At 62.1% G+C, this 17,472-nt stretch carries 18 protein-coding genes and 1 pseudogene; 6 read left to right on the top strand and 13 right to left on the bottom strand.

Annotated elements, in window-relative coordinates; translation table 11 throughout:
* Positions 1 to 17 precede the first annotated feature (17 nt).
* From ACQY6T_RS00495 to ACQY6T_RS00480, 4 genes and pseudogenes are all read left to right on the top strand, one after another.
* Entirely contained in the window at positions 18 to 527 is a 510-nt protein-coding gene (locus ACQY6T_RS00495; RefSeq protein WP_428627198.1) for a gamma-glutamyl-gamma-aminobutyrate hydrolase family protein, read from the top strand.
* Positions 466 to 759, top strand: coding sequence for a gamma-glutamyl-gamma-aminobutyrate hydrolase family protein (locus ACQY6T_RS00490; protein WP_428627196.1), 294 nt, complete (start codon positions 466 to 468; stop codon positions 757 to 759). The genes ACQY6T_RS00495 and ACQY6T_RS00490 overlap by 62 nt, the downstream gene beginning before the upstream one ends.
* A 185-nt stretch (positions 760 to 944) precedes the next feature.
* Positions 945 to 2,318 (top strand): aspartate aminotransferase family protein, encoded by a 1,374-nt coding sequence (locus ACQY6T_RS00485; RefSeq protein ID WP_428627194.1) that lies wholly within the window; start codon positions 945 to 947, stop codon positions 2,316 to 2,318.
* A 17-nt stretch (positions 2,319 to 2,335) separates the two neighbouring features.
* Positions 2,336 to 3,260 (top strand): annotated as a pseudogene (locus ACQY6T_RS00480) (DUF808 domain-containing protein); the annotation flags it as partial.
* Positions 3,261 to 3,388: 128 nt separating this feature from the next.
* Here the strand turns inward: ACQY6T_RS00480 and ACQY6T_RS00475 are convergent.
* The 8 genes from ACQY6T_RS00475 to ACQY6T_RS00440 form a co-directional block, all read right to left on the bottom strand.
* On the bottom strand, positions 3,389 to 4,483 hold the full coding sequence (locus tag ACQY6T_RS00475) for an ABC transporter ATP-binding protein (protein ID WP_428627191.1): 1,095 nt from the start codon (positions 4,481 to 4,483) through the stop codon (positions 3,389 to 3,391).
* A gap of 164 nt (positions 4,484 to 4,647) precedes the next feature.
* Positions 4,648 to 5,196 carry an ABC transporter permease gene (locus ACQY6T_RS00470; protein ID WP_428627188.1) on the bottom strand — a complete coding sequence of 183 codons (549 nt, stop codon included), beginning with the start codon at positions 5,194 to 5,196 and terminating at the stop codon, positions 4,648 to 4,650.
* 292 nt (positions 5,197 to 5,488) lie between these two features.
* The gene (locus tag ACQY6T_RS00465) at positions 5,489 to 6,394 is read right to left on the bottom strand and encodes an ABC transporter permease (RefSeq protein WP_428627185.1); all 906 of its coding nucleotides are present in this window, start codon (positions 6,392 to 6,394) and stop codon (positions 5,489 to 5,491) included.
* A 26-nt stretch (positions 6,395 to 6,420) separates the two neighbouring features.
* On the bottom strand, positions 6,421 to 7,527 hold the full coding sequence (locus tag ACQY6T_RS00460; RefSeq protein ID WP_428627182.1) for an ABC transporter substrate-binding protein: 1,107 nt from the start codon (positions 7,525 to 7,527) through the stop codon (positions 6,421 to 6,423).
* 92 nt (positions 7,528 to 7,619) lie between these two features.
* Entirely contained in the window at positions 7,620 to 9,011 is a 1,392-nt protein-coding gene (locus tag ACQY6T_RS00455) for a glutamine synthetase family protein (protein ID WP_428627179.1), read from the bottom strand.
* Between the two features lie 7 nt (positions 9,012 to 9,018).
* The gene (locus tag ACQY6T_RS00450; protein WP_428627177.1) at positions 9,019 to 10,362 is read right to left on the bottom strand and encodes an aspartate aminotransferase family protein; all 1,344 of its coding nucleotides are present in this window, start codon (positions 10,360 to 10,362) and stop codon (positions 9,019 to 9,021) included.
* On the bottom strand, positions 10,359 to 11,627 hold the full coding sequence (locus tag ACQY6T_RS00445; RefSeq protein ID WP_428627175.1) for an NAD(P)/FAD-dependent oxidoreductase: 1,269 nt from the start codon (positions 11,625 to 11,627) through the stop codon (positions 10,359 to 10,361). Before ACQY6T_RS00445 ends, ACQY6T_RS00450 begins: the two co-directional genes overlap by 4 nt.
* Positions 11,628 to 11,641: 14 nt before the next feature.
* Positions 11,642 to 12,988: a glutamine synthetase family protein gene (locus ACQY6T_RS00440; RefSeq protein ID WP_428627173.1), complete on the bottom strand. Its 1,347-nt coding sequence runs from the start codon at positions 12,986 to 12,988 to the stop codon at positions 11,642 to 11,644.
* 242 nt (positions 12,989 to 13,230) lie between these two features.
* On the opposite strand from ACQY6T_RS00440, the gene ACQY6T_RS00435 reads away from it, so the two are divergent.
* A complete protein-coding gene (locus ACQY6T_RS00435; RefSeq protein WP_428627172.1) occupies positions 13,231 to 14,547 on the top strand; it encodes an aspartate aminotransferase family protein in 1,317 nt (438 codons plus the stop codon).
* On the opposite strand, the gene ACQY6T_RS00430 is transcribed toward ACQY6T_RS00435, so the two are convergent.
* From ACQY6T_RS00430 to ACQY6T_RS00410, 5 genes are all read right to left on the bottom strand, one after another.
* Positions 14,544 to 14,783 carry a hypothetical protein gene (locus ACQY6T_RS00430; protein WP_088440754.1) on the bottom strand — a complete coding sequence of 80 codons (240 nt, stop codon included), beginning with the start codon at positions 14,781 to 14,783 and terminating at the stop codon, positions 14,544 to 14,546. The genes ACQY6T_RS00435 and ACQY6T_RS00430 overlap by 4 nt on opposite strands.
* 50 nt (positions 14,784 to 14,833) lie before the next feature.
* Entirely contained in the window at positions 14,834 to 14,974 is a 141-nt protein-coding gene (locus tag ACQY6T_RS00425) for a hypothetical protein (RefSeq protein ID WP_428627169.1), read from the bottom strand.
* 38 nt (positions 14,975 to 15,012) lie between these two features.
* A complete protein-coding gene (infA, locus tag ACQY6T_RS00420; protein WP_428627167.1) occupies positions 15,013 to 15,276 on the bottom strand; it encodes a translation initiation factor IF-1 in 264 nt (87 codons plus the stop codon).
* 3 nt (positions 15,277 to 15,279) lie between these two features.
* Positions 15,280 to 15,486: a cold-shock protein gene (locus tag ACQY6T_RS00415; protein ID WP_428627165.1), complete on the bottom strand. Its 207-nt coding sequence runs from the start codon at positions 15,484 to 15,486 to the stop codon at positions 15,280 to 15,282.
* A 187-nt stretch (positions 15,487 to 15,673) separates the two neighbouring features.
* On the bottom strand, positions 15,674 to 16,906 hold the full coding sequence (locus ACQY6T_RS00410) for a sensor histidine kinase (protein WP_428627163.1): 1,233 nt from the start codon (positions 16,904 to 16,906) through the stop codon (positions 15,674 to 15,676).
* Positions 16,907 to 17,054: 148 nt separating this feature from the next.
* On the opposite strand from ACQY6T_RS00410, the gene ACQY6T_RS00405 reads away from it, so the two are divergent.
* Complete coding sequence (locus ACQY6T_RS00405) at positions 17,055 to 17,468, top strand: hypothetical protein (protein WP_428627160.1); 414 nt, start codon at positions 17,055 to 17,057, stop codon at positions 17,466 to 17,468.
* The last annotated feature ends 4 nt before the right edge of the window (positions 17,469 to 17,472 follow it).

Here is a 17,472-nt window from a genome sequence, read left to right as displayed (position 1 = left end):
ATCGGCAGCAATGCGACATGACCGCGCGCCCCGTCCTTGGCATCATCGCCTGCAACCGCATTGTCGGCGTCGAAACCGCACAGGCGGTGATGAACCGCTATGCGATCGCGGCGATGCAATATGCCGATTGCGCGGCGCTGATCATTCCTTCGCTGCCGGATTATATGCGCGCGCAAGAGGTCGTTGGACGGCTTGACGGAGTGTTGCTGACCGGGACGCCATCGAATGTCGAGCCGACGCGTTATGGCGACGCGGAGCCGGGTGAGGGGCCGTTCGATCCCGATCGCGACCGGATGATGATCGAGCTTGTCGGGGCGGTGATCGCGGCGCAGCGGCCTTTGTTCGGTATCTGCCGCGGCTTTCAGGAAATCAATGTCGCGCTGGGCGGCACATTGCGGCGCGATACGTCGGCGAGCGCGCAGCTGCTGCTCCATCATGCGCCCCGACGAGTCCGATTTCGATGCGATGTTCGACCATCGCCACCCGGTCGATCTGGTCGCGGGCGGGCTGCTGGCGGTGGCCTATGATGCTCCGACGCTCGAGGTGAATTCTGTACATTATCAGGGGGTCGGCGAGCTCGCCGCGGGGCTGACGGTCGAGGCGCGCGCACCCGACGGCCTCGTCGAGGCCTATAGCGCCCGGCCGAACGGCGCGCCGCTGCTCGCGGTTCAATGGCATCCCGAATGGGCGACCGACGATAGCGCCGAAAGCCAGACCTATTTCCACCTCTTGGGCCGTGCGTTAAGAGGCGAATTATGAACTGCCGCGTCACCCGCTACGACCGCTATCTTGCGCGGATCAGCTTCTCACCTTGATCGAAAACCGAAGTGCTCTTCTCCGTTCGTGTCGAACGAAGTCGAGACACCCATCGTCGCAGCGCAAGTTCGAGGGACATCTCGACTTCGCGCGATGCGAACGGTTTTCAGAACGTCAGGAGTTTTCATATGCCCCGCAATCACGACATCGCCGAACTGCGCCGTCTGGACGTCGCGCATCATTTGCCCGCCCAAGCCGACTGGGCAGAAATCGAAAAGCTCGGCGGCAGCCGCATCATCACCCATGCTGAGGGTTGCTATATCCACGACGGCGACGGCCATCGCATCCTCGACGGCATGGCGGGCCTGTGGTGCGTCAATGTCGGCTATGGCCGCGAGGAATTGGTCGAGGCGGCGGCGGCGCAGATGCGTGAGCTGCCCTTTTACAACACCTTCTTCAAGACCGCGACGCCGCCGACAGTGATGCTCGCCGCGAAGATTGCCGAACTGACCGGCCAGCGCCTGCCGCACATCTTCTTCAATGCGTCGGGCAGCGAAGCCAATGACACGGTTTTCCGCATGGTGCGCCATTATTGGAAGCTGAAGGGCGAACCCAAGCGCACCGTCTTTATCAGCCGCTGGAACGCCTATCACGGATCGACCGTCGCAGGGGTCTCGCTCGGCGGAATGAAGGCGATGCATGCGCAGGGCGACCTGCCGATTCCCGGCGTCGAACATGTCCGCCAACCCTATGCCTTTAACGAAGGGCAGGGAATGACCGAGGAGGAGTTCTGCGACGCCTGTGTCCAGGCGATCGAGGATCGGATCCTCGAGGTCGGTCCCGAAAATTGCGCCGCTTTCATCGGCGAGCCGGTGCAGGGCGCCGGCGGGGTGATCATTCCGCCCAAGGGATACTGGCCCAAAGTCGAGGCAGTGGCGCGCAAATATGGCTTGCTGATCGTCGCCGACGAAGTGATCTGCGGGTTCGGGCGCACCGGCAAGATGTGGGGGCATGAGGTGATGGGCTTCACCCCTGACCTGATGCCGATGGCGAAGGGGCTGTCGTCGGGATATTTGCCGATCTCCGCCACCGCAGTCGCGGCGCATGTCGTCGACGTGCTCAAGACCGGCGGCGATTTCGTTCACGGCTTCACCTACTCCGGGCATCCGGTGGCGGCGGCAGTCGCCCTCAAGAATATCGAGATCATTGAGCGCGAAGCGCTGGTCGAACGTACCGGCAGCGTTACCGGACCGCATCTGGCCAAAGCGCTGGCGACGTTGAATGATCATCCGCTCGTCGGCGAGGCGCGTTCGATCGGCTTGCTTGGCGCGGTCGAGATCGTCGCCGACAAGACAACGCGCGCGCGCTTCGGCGGTGCGGAGGGGACGGCGGGGCCGATGGCGCGCGATTCGTGTATTGCGAACGGTCTGATGGTCCGCGGCATCCGCGACAGCCTGGTGATGTGCCCGCCGCTGATCATTTCGACCGAACAGATCGACGAGATGGTTGCCATCATCCGCAAATCTCTCGATGAGGTGCTGCCGAAACTCCGCGGCCTCTAAAGAAAGACCCTCTCCCTATGCCCTCCGGCCTTTTTGCCCTGCTCGACGACATTGCCACGATTGCAAAGGTGGCCGCCGCGAGCATCGACGACATCGGCGCCGCCGCGTCGAAGGCCGGGGTGAAAGCCGCAGGGGTGGTGGTCGACGATACCGCGGTGACGCCGCGCTATGTCACCGGCTTTACGCCCGACCGCGAACTGCCGATCATCTGGCGGATCACCAAGGGGTCGATCTTCAATAAGCTGGTGCTGATCCTGCCGGCGCTGTTGTTGCTCTCTACCTTCGTGCCGTGGGCGATCACGCCGCTGCTGATGATCGGCGGCACCTATCTTTGCTACGAAGGCGCCGAAAAGGTGCTGCATTCGCTGCAGCAGGACAAGACCAGCCTCGCCGAAGACGCCGAAATCGTCGCAGACAAGGATCATGAGGAATTGATGGTGAAGGGCGCGGTTCGGACCGACTTCATCCTCTCGGCGGAAATCATGGTCATCGCGCTCAACGAAGTGATCGACGAACATTTCGCGATGCGCGCCGCGACGCTCGCGGTGGTTGCGGTTGCAATTACCATCGCGGTCTATGGCGTCGTCGGACTGATTGTGAAGATGGACGACATTGGGCTCCACATGGCGAAAGAAGGAAATAACGCGCGCAAGGCAATCGGACGGGGGCTTGTGGCTTTCATGCCCAAGCTGCTGGCTGCGCTCGCCCTGATTGGTACCGCGGCGATGCTGTGGGTCGGCGGGCAGATTTTCCTGCACGGGCTGCACGAATATCACATCGGCGGTATCGCCGAGGCGCTGGAGGCGCTGGCACAGTCAGTCGCCGGCGGCCTGCCGCTCGAAGGACTGTGGGACCTGGCTGATCAAGGCCACCGGCGACGGCATTTTCGGGCTGCTGTTGGGCGCTGTGATCGTCGGTCTGCTGCATTTTTTGCGAAGAAAAGATGGCGACGCACTGACTGATTTCGTCATTGCGAGGAGCGTAGCGACGAAGCAATCTCCTTTGCCATCGGCAGGCGATGCTGTTGGCCGGAGATTGCTTCGCTTCGCTCGCAATGACGAAATGAGAGATTATCCCAGCAAAACCACAGGGCTATCCGCGCGCCAGTGCATGCTGACCTTGTCGTCCCAGGTGAAATCTTCCTGGTCGTGGCGCGAGAGGTTGGGGCGGGACACGCGGATGCGCGCGCCAGATTCCAGTTCGATCTCAAACAGCGTGATGTCGCCGAGGTAGCTCATCCCCTTGATCTTGCCGCGCGCGAAATTGTAACCGTCGGGGGCGTCTTGGGCCGCTGCCTTGACCGCTTTGCCCTCGCCGGGGACGTGGAGATAGATTTTCTCGGGACGCAGCGCGATCCACACGTCGGCGCCGTGCGGGCCGGTGACGCCGTGGTTCAGATAGACCTTGCCGAGCCCGGGGCAATCGACGGCCGCCTTGTCGGGATCGTCGAGGGTCAGCTTGCCCTCAAAGATATTCACCGAGCCGACGAAGTCGGCGACGAAACGGTTGGATGGATATTCGTAGAGGTCCGACGGGGTCGCAAGCTGCGCCACTTCGCCCTTGTTGATGACGCCGATCCGGCTTGCCATCGACAGCGCTTCGTCTTGGTCGTGCGTGACGGTGACGAAAGTGATGCCGACCTGATCCTGCAGGTCGGCGAGCTCGAATTGCATCTGCGCGCGCAGCTTGGCGTCGAGCGCCGACAGCGGCTCGTCGAGCAACAAGACTTTCGGGCGCATGATCAGGCTACGCGCGAGAGCGACACGCTGGCGCTGGCCCCCCGACATCTGGTCGGGCATCCTCGTTTCGAACCCGCCTAGTTTGACCAGTTCCAGCGCCTCGGCAACGCGGTCCTTGATCTCACTGCCCTTGACCCCGGCGATCTTCAATCCATAGGCGACATTGTCGGCGACGCTCATGTGTGGGAAGACCGCATAGCTCTGGAACACCATGTTCACCGGGCGCTTGTTAGGCGGGATGCCTGCCATGTCTTGCCCGTCGATCAGGATTTTGCCTTCGGTTGGCAGCTCGAAACCCGCGATCATCCGCAGCAAGGTCGTCTTGCCGCACCCCGACGGGCCGAGCAGGACGAAGAATTCGCCCGCGTTGATGTCGAGGCTGACATTGTCGACCGCGGCCACCTTGCCGAAGCGCTTTCGTGACATTCTGGATCTGGATGATTGGTTTGGCTGTTTCGGTCATGAGATGGTCCTGGTTCCGCTCGTGTCGAGCGAAGTCGAGACACCTTGAGGGCATGCGCCTACGATGGGCATCTCGACTTCGCTCGATGCGAACGGTGAAAGGGAGCGATCACGAAAAGGGACGTGCATCAATGCGTCTCCGCAATGGCTTTTACGCCCTGGGCCTTCAGCGCGATGAAGGTCAGGATGACGGTCAGGATGATGAGCAAGGTCGACGCTGCGTTGACCTCGGGCGTCACCGAGAAACGGACCATCGAATAGACTTTGACCGGGAAGGTGATCGTGTCGGGCCCGCTGGTGAAATAGGTGATGACGAAATCGTCGAGGCTGAGCGTGAACGACAGCAGCGCGCCGGCGACGAGCGCGGGCTTGATGTGCGGGATCAGCACATCGCGAAACACCTGCCACTCGCTCGCGCCCAGATCCTTGGCGGCCTCTTCCTGCTCGCGGTTGAAGTTCGCAAGGCGCGACCGCACCACCATCGTGACGAACGGAAAGCAGAAGGTGATATGCGCGATCGTGATCGCGCCCAGATTGAACGGCCAGGCCAGATCGGTCGGCCAATCGACGGCGGCGAAAACATCAGGAATGCAACGCCCAGACAGATTTCTGGTACGATGATCGGCAGCGAGATCGTCCCGTCGATCGCGCCCTTGAGCGGAAACCGGAACCGCCACAGCAGCACCGCCGCCAGCGTGCCGAGAATGAGGCTGGCCAGCGTCGCCAGCGCCGCGATGGTCAGCGAGTTGATTAGCGCCTCGACCAGTTGGTCGTTGGCCAGCGCCTTTTCATAATATTTGGTGGTGAAGCCGCGCCACACGACGTTGCGCTTGCTGTCGTTGAAGCTGAAGATCATCAGCACGATCAGCGGTGCGTAGAGGAACAGCATTACGATGCCGACCCAAAGCCGCATCCAGAGCTTGCGGCTATATTCGAGCGGCGCGACAGGGGTTCTGGCGAAGATTGCCATCAATGAACCTCCGGCACTTTCTTGCGCATCGACTGGATCGCGATCAACGCGAACATCGCATAGATAAGCAGGAAAGAAAGGGCGGCGCCGAACGGCCAGTCATTCGCCTTCTTGAACTGACGCTCTATCACATTGGCGATCATCTGGCTGTCGGTCCCGCCCATCAAATCGGGGGTCAAATAGGCGCCGAGGGCGGGGATGAGCGTGATCATCACGCCCGCCACAATGCCGGGGGCGGCGAGCGGCACTACGATCCGCATGATGGTACGGAAATGCCCGGCGCCGAGGTCAAGGCTGGCCTCGATCAGGCTGCGGTCGAGCCGGTCGAGCGCCGCATAAAGCGGCAGGACCATGAAGGGCAGGTGGACATAGACCAGTCCGAACACGACGGCGAAATTGTTGAAGAGCAGCTGCGCCGGCTCCCATGTCGGCAGCGGCTGCAACCCGACGAGCGTCTTGATCCAGCTCGTCCCTTCCCACAGGGCGCCCATCCCCTTGTTCGCGAACCCTTGCGTGCCGAGCAGCATCATCAGCGCATAGGTGCGGATCAGCAAATTGGTCCAGAAGGGGAGCATGATGCCAAGCAGCAGCCACGGCCGCCATTTCTCGCTGGCAAAGGTGATCGCCATTGCGACGGGAAAGCCGATGATCAGGCAGATCAGGGTGACGAGCGCCGCGACCGCGAAACTCTTGCCGAAAATGGTGAGGTAGAGCCACTCGGTCGCGCGCTTGTAATTGTCGAGGGTGCCCGAAAATTCGAACCCGGTGTCGCCGACTTTTTCGCCAAAGCTGTACTGCCAGACGATAAGCATCGGAATGACAAAGAAAACGACAACCCAGAACAAAGTCGGCAGCGACACCGCCGCGAAAACCCGCTTGCTGGTTTTCCAATCCTGTTCTGCCACCCCCCGGCGCCCCCTTTTTCAGCCGATCAGGCCGCCCGTACCCGTGTGAAAGCTTCTTCGTACAGCGGCTGAAGCTCGGCATTGAACTTCGCATATTCGCATTTCGCCAGCACGTCGGCGGGCGGGAAGATTACCGGATTATTTTTGTAGCTGTCAGGCATCAGCGCCTTGGCCGCGGCGTTAGGCGTCGGATAAAGGATCGTCTCGGTGATCTTCTTGTCGACTTCGCCGTCGAGCAGATAGTTGATGAAGGCGTGCGCGTTCTTGGGATGCGGCGCACCCTTGGGGATGCAGAGGTTGTCCGAATTAAGCTGACTGCCTTCCTTCGGCACGACGAAATCGATGTCGTCGTCCTCGGTCATCGCCTGTGCAATGTCGCCATTATATTCGAGCACCAGGTCGATATCGCCCTTGAGCAGTAGATCCTGTCCGTCATCGACGTGGAAATTCTTCACATTCGGTTTTTGCTTGATCATCATCGCCTCGATCGTCGCGATGTCGGCGGGGGTCAGCGCGTTGACCGATTTGCCAAGATATTTGCCATAGAGGCGGAACATGTCGCCCGCTTCGGACAGCCACGAAATGCGGCCGGCATATTCGGGGCTGTCGAACAGCACCTTCCAGCTGTCGGGCTTCGTCTTCACTTTCGACTTGCGATAGCCGATGCCGAGCGCGAGCCAGGTATATGGCATCGAAAATTTGCGGCCCTTGTCGTAATCGACGTCGATAAAGGTCGGATCGATATTCTTCATATTCGGGATCTGGCTATGGTCGAGTGCCTCCAGCATGTTCGCCCGCGCCATCCGCTCGACAAAGTCGTTCGAGGGCACGATCACGTCATAACCGGGGTTGCCCGCCTTGAATTTGGCGAACAGCACGTCGTTGCTGTCGAACAGGTCCATCTTCACTTCGACACCGGACGTTTCCTTGAAATCGTCGAGCGTCGTCTCGCCGATATAGGTGTCCCAGTTATAGAAGTTGAGCGTGGCCTCTTCGCCATTGGCGAGCTTCTTGCCTTCGCCTTTGCTGCACGCCGCGAGGCCGCCGAAGCTGATCCCGATCGCCGCGACCCCCAGCCCTTGCAGTAGCGAGCGGCGGCCTCGGCCTTGTGCGAGCAGTTCGTTCAGATCCATGAAGAGCCTCCCTGTTGATGACGTCAAGCTGACTCAATAAGACCGGCTTGGAAAGAGGTTATTTTGCACCGCAACACGAATCTTTGAAAGATTCATGCGTTGCGGAGGTACCAATCGTAATCGAGCGTCGGCACGACGCCGAAATAGCGGTCCTGTTCGACGCGTTTGACGATGCTGAACATGTCGACAAAGCGCGTCCCCAGATAGTCGCGCATCAGCGTTGAACCATGGAATCGGTCGACCGCGGCGAACCAGTTCGACGGCGGCTTGTCGTCGCCGCTATTGTCGCGGTCATAGCCGTTGCCGACGACCGCGGCGCCGGGGTCGGTCTGGTTTGTCATGCCATGATGCATGCCCGCCAGGACCGCGGCGACCGCCAGATAGGGGTTGGCGTCGGCACCGCAGGCGCGATGTTCGACGTGGCGGCTCGGCGGCGGGCCGGCGGGGATGCGGAAGGATACGGTGCGGTTGTTGACGCCCCAGGTCGGCGCGACGGGAGCGTAGCTGTTCGCCTTGAACCGGCGATAGCTGTTGGCGTGCGGGGCAAAGAGCGCAAAGCCATCGCCGACGCTGCCGATCATCCCGCCGATCGCGTGGCGGAGTGCGGGCGTGCCCTCGGGGTCTTCGCTCGCGAAGATATTGGTGTCGTTGGCATCGTTGATCGAGACATGGATGTGCATGCCGCTGCCCGCCTGCTCGGCGAACGGCTTGGCCATGAAGGTCGCCTCGAGGCCTTGCTGCTGCGCCACCGCTTTCACGAGCCGCTTGTACATGATGGCATCGTCGCAGGCGCGCAGTGCGTCGGGCTTGTGGCGCAGCGTCAGCTCGAACTGGCCGGGCGCGAATTCGGAGATCGCGCTTTCCAGCGGAATGTCCTGCGCGTCGGTCGCGGCATAGAGCGCGTCGAAAAAGGGCCGGAAATCGTCGAGTTCGCGCAGGCCGTACACCTCGACATTACGCGGCGCGTCGCGGCTGTAGCCGGGGCGGGCGGGGCGCACCGTGCCGTCGCGCGCGCGGCGCGGATCGACGAGGTAGAATTCCAGCTCGACGGCGAGCACCGGGGTCAGCCCATCGGCGACGAAGCGGTCGATCACGCCGCCCAGCACATGGCGCGGATCGAGGTCGTGGGGGGTGCCGTCAAGCTCGTAGAAATCGACGAGAAACTGCGCGGCATGATCGCCCCCCCAGGGGGTACGGACCAATGTGCCGGGGATCGGCTTCATCGACCGGTCGGCGTCGCCATCCTCCCAGACGAGTCCGGTTTCGACCGTGTCCTGTCCGGTGATATCGACGACGGTGATCGATCCGGGGAACATCCGCCCGCTTTCATAAACCGCCATCACCTCATGCTGGCGCAGCCGCTTGCCGCGCGGCACGCCGCCCATGTCGGTGTAGATCATCTCGATCGAATCGACCTCAGGATTGGCCTTGAAAAACGCTTCGGCCTCCGACCGCGGTGCCACAACGCCCGATGACTTCGACATCGCCCCTCTACTCCTTCAACGCGCTTACACAGTCGGCAAAGGCGCCGACCAGCCGGTCGATCTGGTCGTCGCCGGTAACCGGGCTCACCAACATCATATTGTGAAACGGCGCCAGCAAAATCCCGCGATTGGCGAGGAAGAGATGGATTGCCGCTTCGAGTTCGGCCTGCATCGCGGCCTTCGCCTCGCCGCCATTGCGCGGCGGGGTCGGGCAGGTGAGGAATTCGACGCGCGCGCCGATCTGGGTCACGTGCCAGTCGAGATTGGCGGCCGTGATTTCCTGTTCAAGGCGGGTAACGAGCCGCGCCGCGCCGTTGAGCATGTGGTCATAGGCGGCAGGCGTGATGACCTCCGACAGCATTATGTCCATCGCCGTGATCGCGAGAGCGTTGGCCGACAATGTGGTTCCGATGCCGCTATGTCCCGGCGGGCGCGATCGATTGAGTGCGGCCATGCGGACCGCCACCTCGGCGCTGAAACCATAGACCGCGCACGGCACGCCCCCGCCGATCGATTTGCCGACGACGATCAAATCGGGAGCCGGACCATGCGTGACGCCATGGCCGCCATAACCCGACGAGATCGTGTGCGTTTCGTCGAACACCAGCAGGGTGCCGGTCTCGTCGCAGAGCCTGCGGAGCGTCGCGAGAAAACCGGGCGCTTCGCGCACCATGCCGACATTGGTCATCACCGGTTCGGCCAGGACGCAGGCAATATCGCCGCCGCGCAGCGCGGCTTCGAGCGCTTCCTCGTCATTGAACTCGATCACCGTCGTCGTGTCGCGCAGATCATGGACCTGCCCGACCAAGCTGGCGCGCATGACCGGCTGGCGGTCCTTCAGATCAACGAACGCATCATCGACCGCGCCATGATAGGCACCGTTGAAGGTCAGGATTTTCGCCCGCCCGCTGATCCCGCGGCACCAGCGGATGACCGCACGATTGGCCTCGCTCGCCGTCGTCGTGACCTGCCATAAAGGCAAGCCGAACATCGCCGCCAGCTGATGCGATAGCGCCGCGCCGCGTTCGGTGGGGAGCATGAAGCTCAGCCCTTCGCTCGCCTGCTTCGCCAGGGCTGCTGCCAGTGCGGGGGGCGAATGACCGAACAGACTCGCGGTGTCGCCCAAGCAGAAATCATCATAGGTCTGGCCGTCGATGCTGGTGAGCGTCGCATCCTTCGCGGACGCCGCCACAATCGGCGCCGGGCTGGGCCAATCGCGCATCCAGTGGAAGGGCACCGACTGGAACCAGCCCTTTGCTGCCGCTTCATGCGCGAAGGCGCGCGGGTTGGCAGCGCGGAAGCGTTCAGCCTCGCGGGCCGCCATGCGTGTAATCGCGGCGTCGGCGATCACCCCAGCTTGTCCTTCATGGCGTAGTAAAGCAGTCCCAGCGTCGCGAGCGGCTGGCGTAGCCACTTGCCGCCGGGGAAGGGGCGGGAGGGCAGGTTTGCGAGCACATCAAAGCGCTCCGCCGTTCCCGCCATGGCTTCGGCAACCAGTTCGCCCGCGAGCGTCGTTACCAGCGCGCCATGCCCCGAAAACCCATGCGCGTAAAAGACGTTTCCGCGCCGCCCGATATGCGGCAGCCGGTTCATCGTCACCGCCACCGCGCCGCTCCAGCCATAATCGATCGGGACATCGGCGATCTGCGGAAATACCTGTGCCATGAACGGCCTCACGAACGCTGCAATGTTGGCAGGCGGCGTTTGCGAATAGCGCTCGCCGCCGCCGAAGATGAGGCGCTTGTCGGCGGACAGGCGGAAATAGTTCAGCACGAACCGGCTGTCGGCGACCGCGGCGTCGCCGGGCAGTAGCGCATCGGCGTTCGCAAGCGGCGCGGTCGCGATATTATAGTTCATGATCGGCACGGTGTAGCGGCCGAGGTCGGGTTCGACGTTGACAATCCAGCTGTCGGTTGCGTCGATGACATAGCGCGCGGCGATATGCGCCCGATCGGTCATGATACCGAGGCCGTCGGGCGTATCGGTGATCTCGTAAGCGCGCTGACCTTCCCAGATGCAAACACCTGCATCTTCGGCAGCGTGCGCAAGGCCAATCGCATAGTTGAGGGGGTGGAAATGCCCGCCTTGCAGATCATGGATGCCACCGTGATAGAGCGGGCTGGCGATATGATCCGCCATATCCTGTTTCGCTACGACTTTACTCTGATAGTCAAAGCGCGACGCGAGATAATCCGCCTCGCGCCGCATGGAATCGAAATCCTTCGGCGTCCACGCTGCTTCGAGATGCCCCGTTTTCAGGTCGCAATCGATGCCATGCTTGGCGATCCGCGCCGCCACCCGGTTATCTCGCCAGCAGAGATCGAACAGCGCATCGGCGCGCTCGCGGCCAAATTCGGCCTCCAGTTCGGACGCAGACCAGCGCAGTCCAGGGATCAGTTGCCCGCCGTTGCGGCCTGACGCACCGAAGCCGATATGCACACGCTCGATCAGGATCACCGAAAAACCGCGCTCGGCGCAGGCCAACGCGGCCGACAGCCCGGTAAAGCCGCCGCCGATGACGGCGACGTCGAACGATAGGTCTTCGCCCATTGTATAGGTCGACCGCCACGGATGCGCGGTCGCGGCATAATAGCTGTTGGCGAGCGGGTCGGTCATGTCTGGCGCGCGGGTCAGACCCGCATCAACAGATGTTCGCGTTCCCAGCTCGATACGACCGATTGGTAATTGAACAGCTCATAATCCTTCACCGCAAAGAAGATTTCGAAGAAATCGTCACCGAGCAAATTGCGGACCTTTTTGCATGAGCTGAAACGATCAAGCGCGGCTTCGAGCGTGCGGGGCAGGGTGCGGGCACGGTTGTACGCACTGCCGGTGATCGACTTGGCCGGAACCATGCGATCGACGACGCCGATATAGCCGCAGATGAGCGATGCCGCGATCGCCAGATAGGGGTTGCTGTCGGCGCCCGGCAGGCGATTTTCGACGCGGCGGTTCGCCTTGTCCGAAATCGGGACGCGGAACCCGCACGACCGATTGTCCTCGCCCCATTGGACGTTGATCGGCGCCGCACTGTCAGGGCGCATGCGGCGGAAGCTGTTGACGTTGGGCGCCCATAGCGGCGCGATCTGCGGCATGTAGCGCACCAGTCCGGCGATATAGCTGCGGAACATCGCGCTGTCGCGTCCGTTGGCGGTCGAGAACAGGTTCTTGCCGGTCGCCGCGTCGACGACCGACTGGTGGATGTGCATCGCGCTGCCGGGCTGACCCGCCATTGGATTGGCCATGAAGGTCGCATAGACATCATGCTGTTTCGCGACGTTGCGCACCACGCGCTTGAACAGGAACACCTCGTCGGCGAGCCGCAGCGGGTCGCCATGCTCGAAATTGACCTCCAGCTGCGCGGCGCCCATTTCGTGGATCATCGTGTCGATATCGAGCCCCATCAGCTCGCAATCGTCATAGATATGATCGATGATATCCTCATATTCGTTCATCGCTTCCAGACCGTAAGGCTGGCTGGCCGACTCGCTGCGCCCCGACTGGCCGGTCGGCGGGGTCAGCGGAAAGTCGGGATCGACATTCTGCGACACCAGGTAAAATTCGACCTCGGGCGCGATGACCGGGCGCCAGCCCTTTTCGGCATAGAGTGCGAGCACTTTTTTCAGGATGGTGCGCGGCGCGATATCGACCTCGCTGCCGTCGCGGTTGAGCACGTCGGCAATGACGAAGGCGGTGGGGGATTTGAACCCCGGCGCAACGCAGATCGTGCTGGGGTCAGCGACCAAAATCTTGTCGGGATCCTTGTCCCAGATGTCGTCGATGTCTTCGGGATAATGGCCATCGATCGTGCAGATGAACACGCTGCCCGGAATGCGCAGCGATTTGTCCTTCACCGATGCCAGGAACTTTTTGGCCGGCAGTACTTTGCCGCGCTGAACCCCGTTGATGTCGGGGACGATGCATTCGACTTCGTCGATCTTATGGTCGCTGATCCATTGTTCCAGATTGACTGACATGAGCCCCCGATTGGGCCGAGGAGTTGGCCCGTTGTGCGATGGCAGCGTATCGCAAGGTTGGACGCAGCGCCAGAGGGGGGCGCTAATCGGCCACTTTCGGCATGATTATATGCTCGTTTCTTTGCTTGCGCGAAATCGGCGACGCTTCAATCTGCGCCGACCGGGCTTGACCGCGCGGGCGCCTCGTCGTCAAGAAGGCGAGGGTCGGCGATATCGAGGCGCCCGGCAAGGAGACGATGGCGATGAAGGGCGAGAATGATCCGCTGGCAGCTTTTTGGATGCCGTTTACCGCCAACCGAGCGTACAAGGCGAACCCGCGCCAGCTGGTATCGGCGAGCGGCATGTATTATCAAAGTGGCGACGGGCGAAATATCCTCGACGGGACGTCGGGGCTGTGGTGCAGCAACGCTGGCCATTGCCGCGTCGAAATCACCGACGCCATCGCCAAAGCCGCGGCGACGCTCGATTTCGCGCCGACCTTTCAGCTTGGCCACCCGCTGCCATTCGAACTCGCGCAGCGGATTGCGGCGCTGATGCCCGACGGCCTGGACCGGATATTCTTCACCAACAGCGGTTCCGAATCGGTTGATACCGCGCTGAAAATTGCGCTCGCGATCCAACGGGCGAAGGGGCAGGGTACGCGCACCCGGCTGATCGGGCGCGAGCGGGGTTATCACGGCACCGGTTTTGGCGGGATCAGCGTCGGCGGGCTGGTCAACAATCGCCGTGCCTTTGGCGGCGGCCTGCCTGGTGTCGATCATATCCGCCACACCCACGACATCGCGCGCAATGCCTTCACGCGCGGCTTTCCGCAGCACGGTGCCGAACTGGCCGATGACCTGCAGCGGCTCGTCGATCTGCATGGGGCGGAGACGATCGCGGCGGTGATCGTTGAACCGATGGCGGGGTCGACCGGGGTGCTGGTGCCGCCGGTCGGTTATCTCCAGCGGCTGCGCGACATATGCGACAAGCACGGCATCATCCTGATCTTCGACGAGGTGATCACCGCCTTTGGCCGCGTCGGCGGCGCCACGGCGGCTGGACAGTGGGGGGTGACGCCCGACATCATCACGATGGCGAAAGGGCTGACCAATGCGGCGGTGCCGATGGGTGCCGTGGCGGTGAAGCGCGAGCTGCACGACGCCGTGCTCGACAGCGTCGATGCGGGGATCGAGCTGTTCCACGGCTACACCTATTCGGGCCACCCGCTCGCCAGCGCCGCGGGGCTGGCGACGCTTGATTTATACGCGCGCGACGGGCTGTTCGACCGCGCGGGCGAACTCGGCAGCTATTGGGAAGATGCGGCGCATAGCCTGAAAGGCAAGCGGCACGTGATTGACGTCCGCACGATCGGCCTCGTCGCGGGCATTGAACTCGAGTCCCGCCCGAGCGCGCCGACGGCGCGCGCGATGGAGCTGTTTCACGCCTGTTTCGACAATGGCTTGCTGGTGCGCGCGACGGGCGACATCATCGCCCTGTCGCCGCCCCTGATCGTCGAGAAGGCGCAGATCGACGAAATTTTTGGCAAGATCGCCGACCTGCTCAACGCGGTCGATTAACGGTCCAGGTCGTCCATCTGCATCGCGGCGGCTTCGGCATTCGCCTCGGCCTTTGCCGCGGTTGCAGCGACCTGACGGGCGCGCGTCGCTTCGGTCTGGACCAGACGTTCAGCCATCGTGCGCCACGCCTGTTCGGCGCGCAGATTGCGGTCGCGAACCTGCGACAAGGTGCTGGCCGCCGCGTCAACCGCGCATTTATCCGCCTGAGCCTGATAGAAGTCACTGGTGTTCGACATGGCGGATATCCTTCGGTCTGGGGTGGGTAAGTCGGTCGGTCGGAGTGGGTTTAGTCGATCATCTGGGCGATCAGGCGGCGCAGTTCGTTTTGCGACAGGGTCGGCGATCGCCGGATGGACTTCCGCGCCGGCGCGTCGATCGCGGCATAGGGGCGGAGGAGGGAAGGGAAGCTGTTAGAAATTAAGTTCATATTATCCTGTATTCATTGATGTTTTTGTTATTGGGGGGTCAGCGCCGGTTGCCCTTGCGCGGACCGCTACCAGCCGGACCGGCGCCGCGATCGCGATACACGATACGGCCTTTGGTCAGGTCATAAGGCGTCATTTCGACGCGAACGGCATCGCCAACGACCGACCGGATACGAAAACGTCGCATCCGGCCTGCCGTGTAAGCGATGATCCGATGGTCATTTTCCAACGTCACGCCAAAGCGACCGTCGGGAAGGATCTCATCGATCTGGCCGTCGAGGGTCAGAAGTTCCTCTTTGGCCAAAGATCAGGCCGACTGGATGTTGACGGCGGACACTTTGCCGCGCTGGTCGGTTTCTAGCTCGTAAGAAACGCGCTGATCTTTGTTCAGCGTCGACATTCCGGCCCGTTCGAGGGCAGTGATATGGACGAAGCTGTCGCCCGAACCATCCTCGTTGGCAATGAAGCCATAGCCTTTGTCAGTGTTGAAAAATTTTACGGTGCCGATGGGCATAGTCGTTCCTTTCACGGAAGCGGAGTTACCGCCGATTCATATCGGCAGCGCCAGGAAGCGTGAGGAAGGAAGGTCCTGCCGTTGCGGCAACAAAATCCGTCGTAAGCGACGATAGCCTCCCACAGATAGGCGTTAAGACGCCAAAAGTCAAGGATAACCCCGGATTCAGGCTTTCGAACGCGGGTGTTCAGTTGTCCATGAGCAGCGGAAACGTGACCGAAACCCGGGTTCCTTTGCCCACTTCGCTATCGATATCGAGTTGCCCCTGATGACGCTCGCCGATATGTTTGACGATTGCCAGACCCAGTCCCGTCCCGCCGACCGAGCGGCTGCGCGCTTCATCGACGCGATAGAATCGCTCGGTGAGACGCGGCAGGTGATCGGGCGCAATGCCGTCGCCTTGGTCGCTGACTGACAGGCGAACGCGGCGGCCCTCCCGTGCCAGCTCAACCGTCACCGGCGTTCCGGCATGGCCATATTTCATCGCGTTCGAGATGATATTGTGCGCCATTTGGCTGAGTTGGGCTTCGTCGCCCAGCATGGGCTGCGCGCCGTCGCCCAGCTTTGCGGTCAAATCTTTCGCGCGCGCCGGCTCGCTATCGCTGAGCTGCGCTATCGTGGTGCGCATGATCGCGGCCAGATCGACCGTCGCGGTCGGTCGCCGAAAGCGATCCGCCTCGACCCGCGAGATCGACAACAGATCGATCACCAATTGCTGCATTCGGCGCGCTTCGCGCTCGATGATCGCGAGGAAGCGGTCACGTGTCGGCGCGTCGGTTTCGCCATTCATTTCCTGTAGCGTCTCGACATAGCCCAGGATCGCGGCAAGCGGTGTGCGAAGCTCGTGACTGGCATTGGCGACAAAATCGGAACGCATGCGGTCGGCGGCGTCGATCGCCGAACGATCGGAAAGGAAGATGATATATTCGCTGCCCGAAAGCTCAGCGATCCGCATCGTCCAGCGCTGACCGGGCCGCGGGAAATCGATCAGATTGACCGGCTCGAGCGGCGTATTGTCTTGAATACGCGATAGCCAATCGGTCGCGCCGGGGTGCCGGATTGCGGTCCGGACGTCCGCACCGACGATATGCCGCCCCAGCAGCCTGATCGCAGCATCGTTGGCGATGGTAACGATATTGTCCGCCGTGCCGAGCAAAGGTTCCTTTTCCTGATCGACCCAATGCGCAAAATCGGGATGACGAAGCAGCGACGCCGGTGCGGTTTCGGCGTGCGGTGGGATGGTACTTGATCGATCGGGCAGCGCGGCCGGAAGGGCGCGGTAAACTGTGACGGCGGCGACGAAGCCGGCGATGGTCATGATCGCGATCGCCACCGCATCGCCGCCGGTCAACGCGGCAAAGATCGCCGCGATGACGATCATGGTGAGCGCAATGACGAGGCTGGACAGGCGGTCGAACATCGTCCGCCGCCTCGCACGAAGAGAGGGGCGGGCGCAAGGCCGTTTGCGAGCGTTAACGCTTGCGCGGCGGATGTCCCAAACCGGGATGTAAAAGGTCGGAAGAGGTGTTTTGCTTTTCCTTGCGTCCTCATTGGGTTATGCGCCGGGCATGGATAAGAGCGAAATTCCGACCGAGAACACCGTTGAAACGGGTGATGCCATTCCCTCGCGGCGGCGCATGCTGGCGCTGGGCGCGGTGGGCGTGTCGGCGGCGTTGACGATCCGTCCCGCCTTTGCGCAGACGGCGGTGTCGCTGATGAATTGCCAGATCCCGGTTCCTGGCCCGGGCGGTGCCGGAAATTTCATCGATACCCAGGGCAAGCTGGTACCGCCGGGGACCAAAGGTGCGTTTCCGGGCGCGTTGCGGCCCTTTACGGGCGAAGAAGTGAAGCGTGCGTTCCGCGGTCAGACGCTGCCTGGCACGACGTACAACCAGTCGCAGGCGTATCTGCAGTACATCCGGCGCTTGCAGGCGGGGCAGAGCGGCTTTACCTGTTTCGCTTCGATCACGACGTCGCGCTGATTTT

Source organism: Sphingopyxis sp., from assembly GCF_965279725.1.
In the GTDB taxonomy this organism is placed as follows: Bacteria; Pseudomonadota; Alphaproteobacteria; order Sphingomonadales; family Sphingomonadaceae; genus Sphingopyxis.
This window is presented reverse-complemented; position numbering and strand designations above follow the sequence as displayed.

Bases quoted from the DNA above. Each gene is read 5' to 3' on its own strand.
- ACQY6T_RS00410 (WP_428627163.1), bottom strand. From the start codon at position 16,906: ATGTTCGACCGCCTGTCCAGCCTCGTCATTGCGCTCACCATGATCGTC.
- ACQY6T_RS00495 (WP_428627198.1), top strand. From the start codon at position 18: ATGACCGCGCGCCCCGTCCTTGGCATCATCGCCTGCAACCGCATTGTC.
- ACQY6T_RS00425 (WP_428627169.1), bottom strand. From the start codon at position 14,974: ATGAACTTAATTTCTAACAGCTTCCCTTCCCTCCTCCGCCCCTATGCC.
- ACQY6T_RS00475 (WP_428627191.1), bottom strand. From the start codon at position 4,483: ATGTCACGAAAGCGCTTCGGCAAGGTGGCCGCGGTCGACAATGTCAGC.
- ACQY6T_RS00485 (WP_428627194.1), top strand. From the start codon at position 945: ATGCCCCGCAATCACGACATCGCCGAACTGCGCCGTCTGGACGTCGCG.
- ACQY6T_RS00430 (WP_088440754.1), bottom strand. From the start codon at position 14,783: ATGTCGAACACCAGTGACTTCTATCAGGCTCAGGCGGATAAATGCGCG.
- ACQY6T_RS00490 (WP_428627196.1), top strand. From the start codon at position 466: ATGTTCGACCATCGCCACCCGGTCGATCTGGTCGCGGGCGGGCTGCTG.
- ACQY6T_RS00460 (WP_428627182.1), bottom strand. From the start codon at position 7,527: ATGGATCTGAACGAACTGCTCGCACAAGGCCGAGGCCGCCGCTCGCTA.
- ACQY6T_RS00405 (WP_428627160.1), top strand. From the start codon at position 17,055: ATGGATAAGAGCGAAATTCCGACCGAGAACACCGTTGAAACGGGTGAT.
- ACQY6T_RS00415 (WP_428627165.1), bottom strand. From the start codon at position 15,486: ATGCCCATCGGCACCGTAAAATTTTTCAACACTGACAAAGGCTATGGC.
- ACQY6T_RS00440 (WP_428627173.1), bottom strand. From the start codon at position 12,988: ATGTCAGTCAATCTGGAACAATGGATCAGCGACCATAAGATCGACGAA.
- ACQY6T_RS00445 (WP_428627175.1), bottom strand. From the start codon at position 11,627: ATGACCGACCCGCTCGCCAACAGCTATTATGCCGCGACCGCGCATCCG.
- ACQY6T_RS00455 (WP_428627179.1), bottom strand. From the start codon at position 9,011: ATGTCGAAGTCATCGGGCGTTGTGGCACCGCGGTCGGAGGCCGAAGCG.
- ACQY6T_RS00435 (WP_428627172.1), top strand. From the start codon at position 13,231: ATGAAGGGCGAGAATGATCCGCTGGCAGCTTTTTGGATGCCGTTTACC.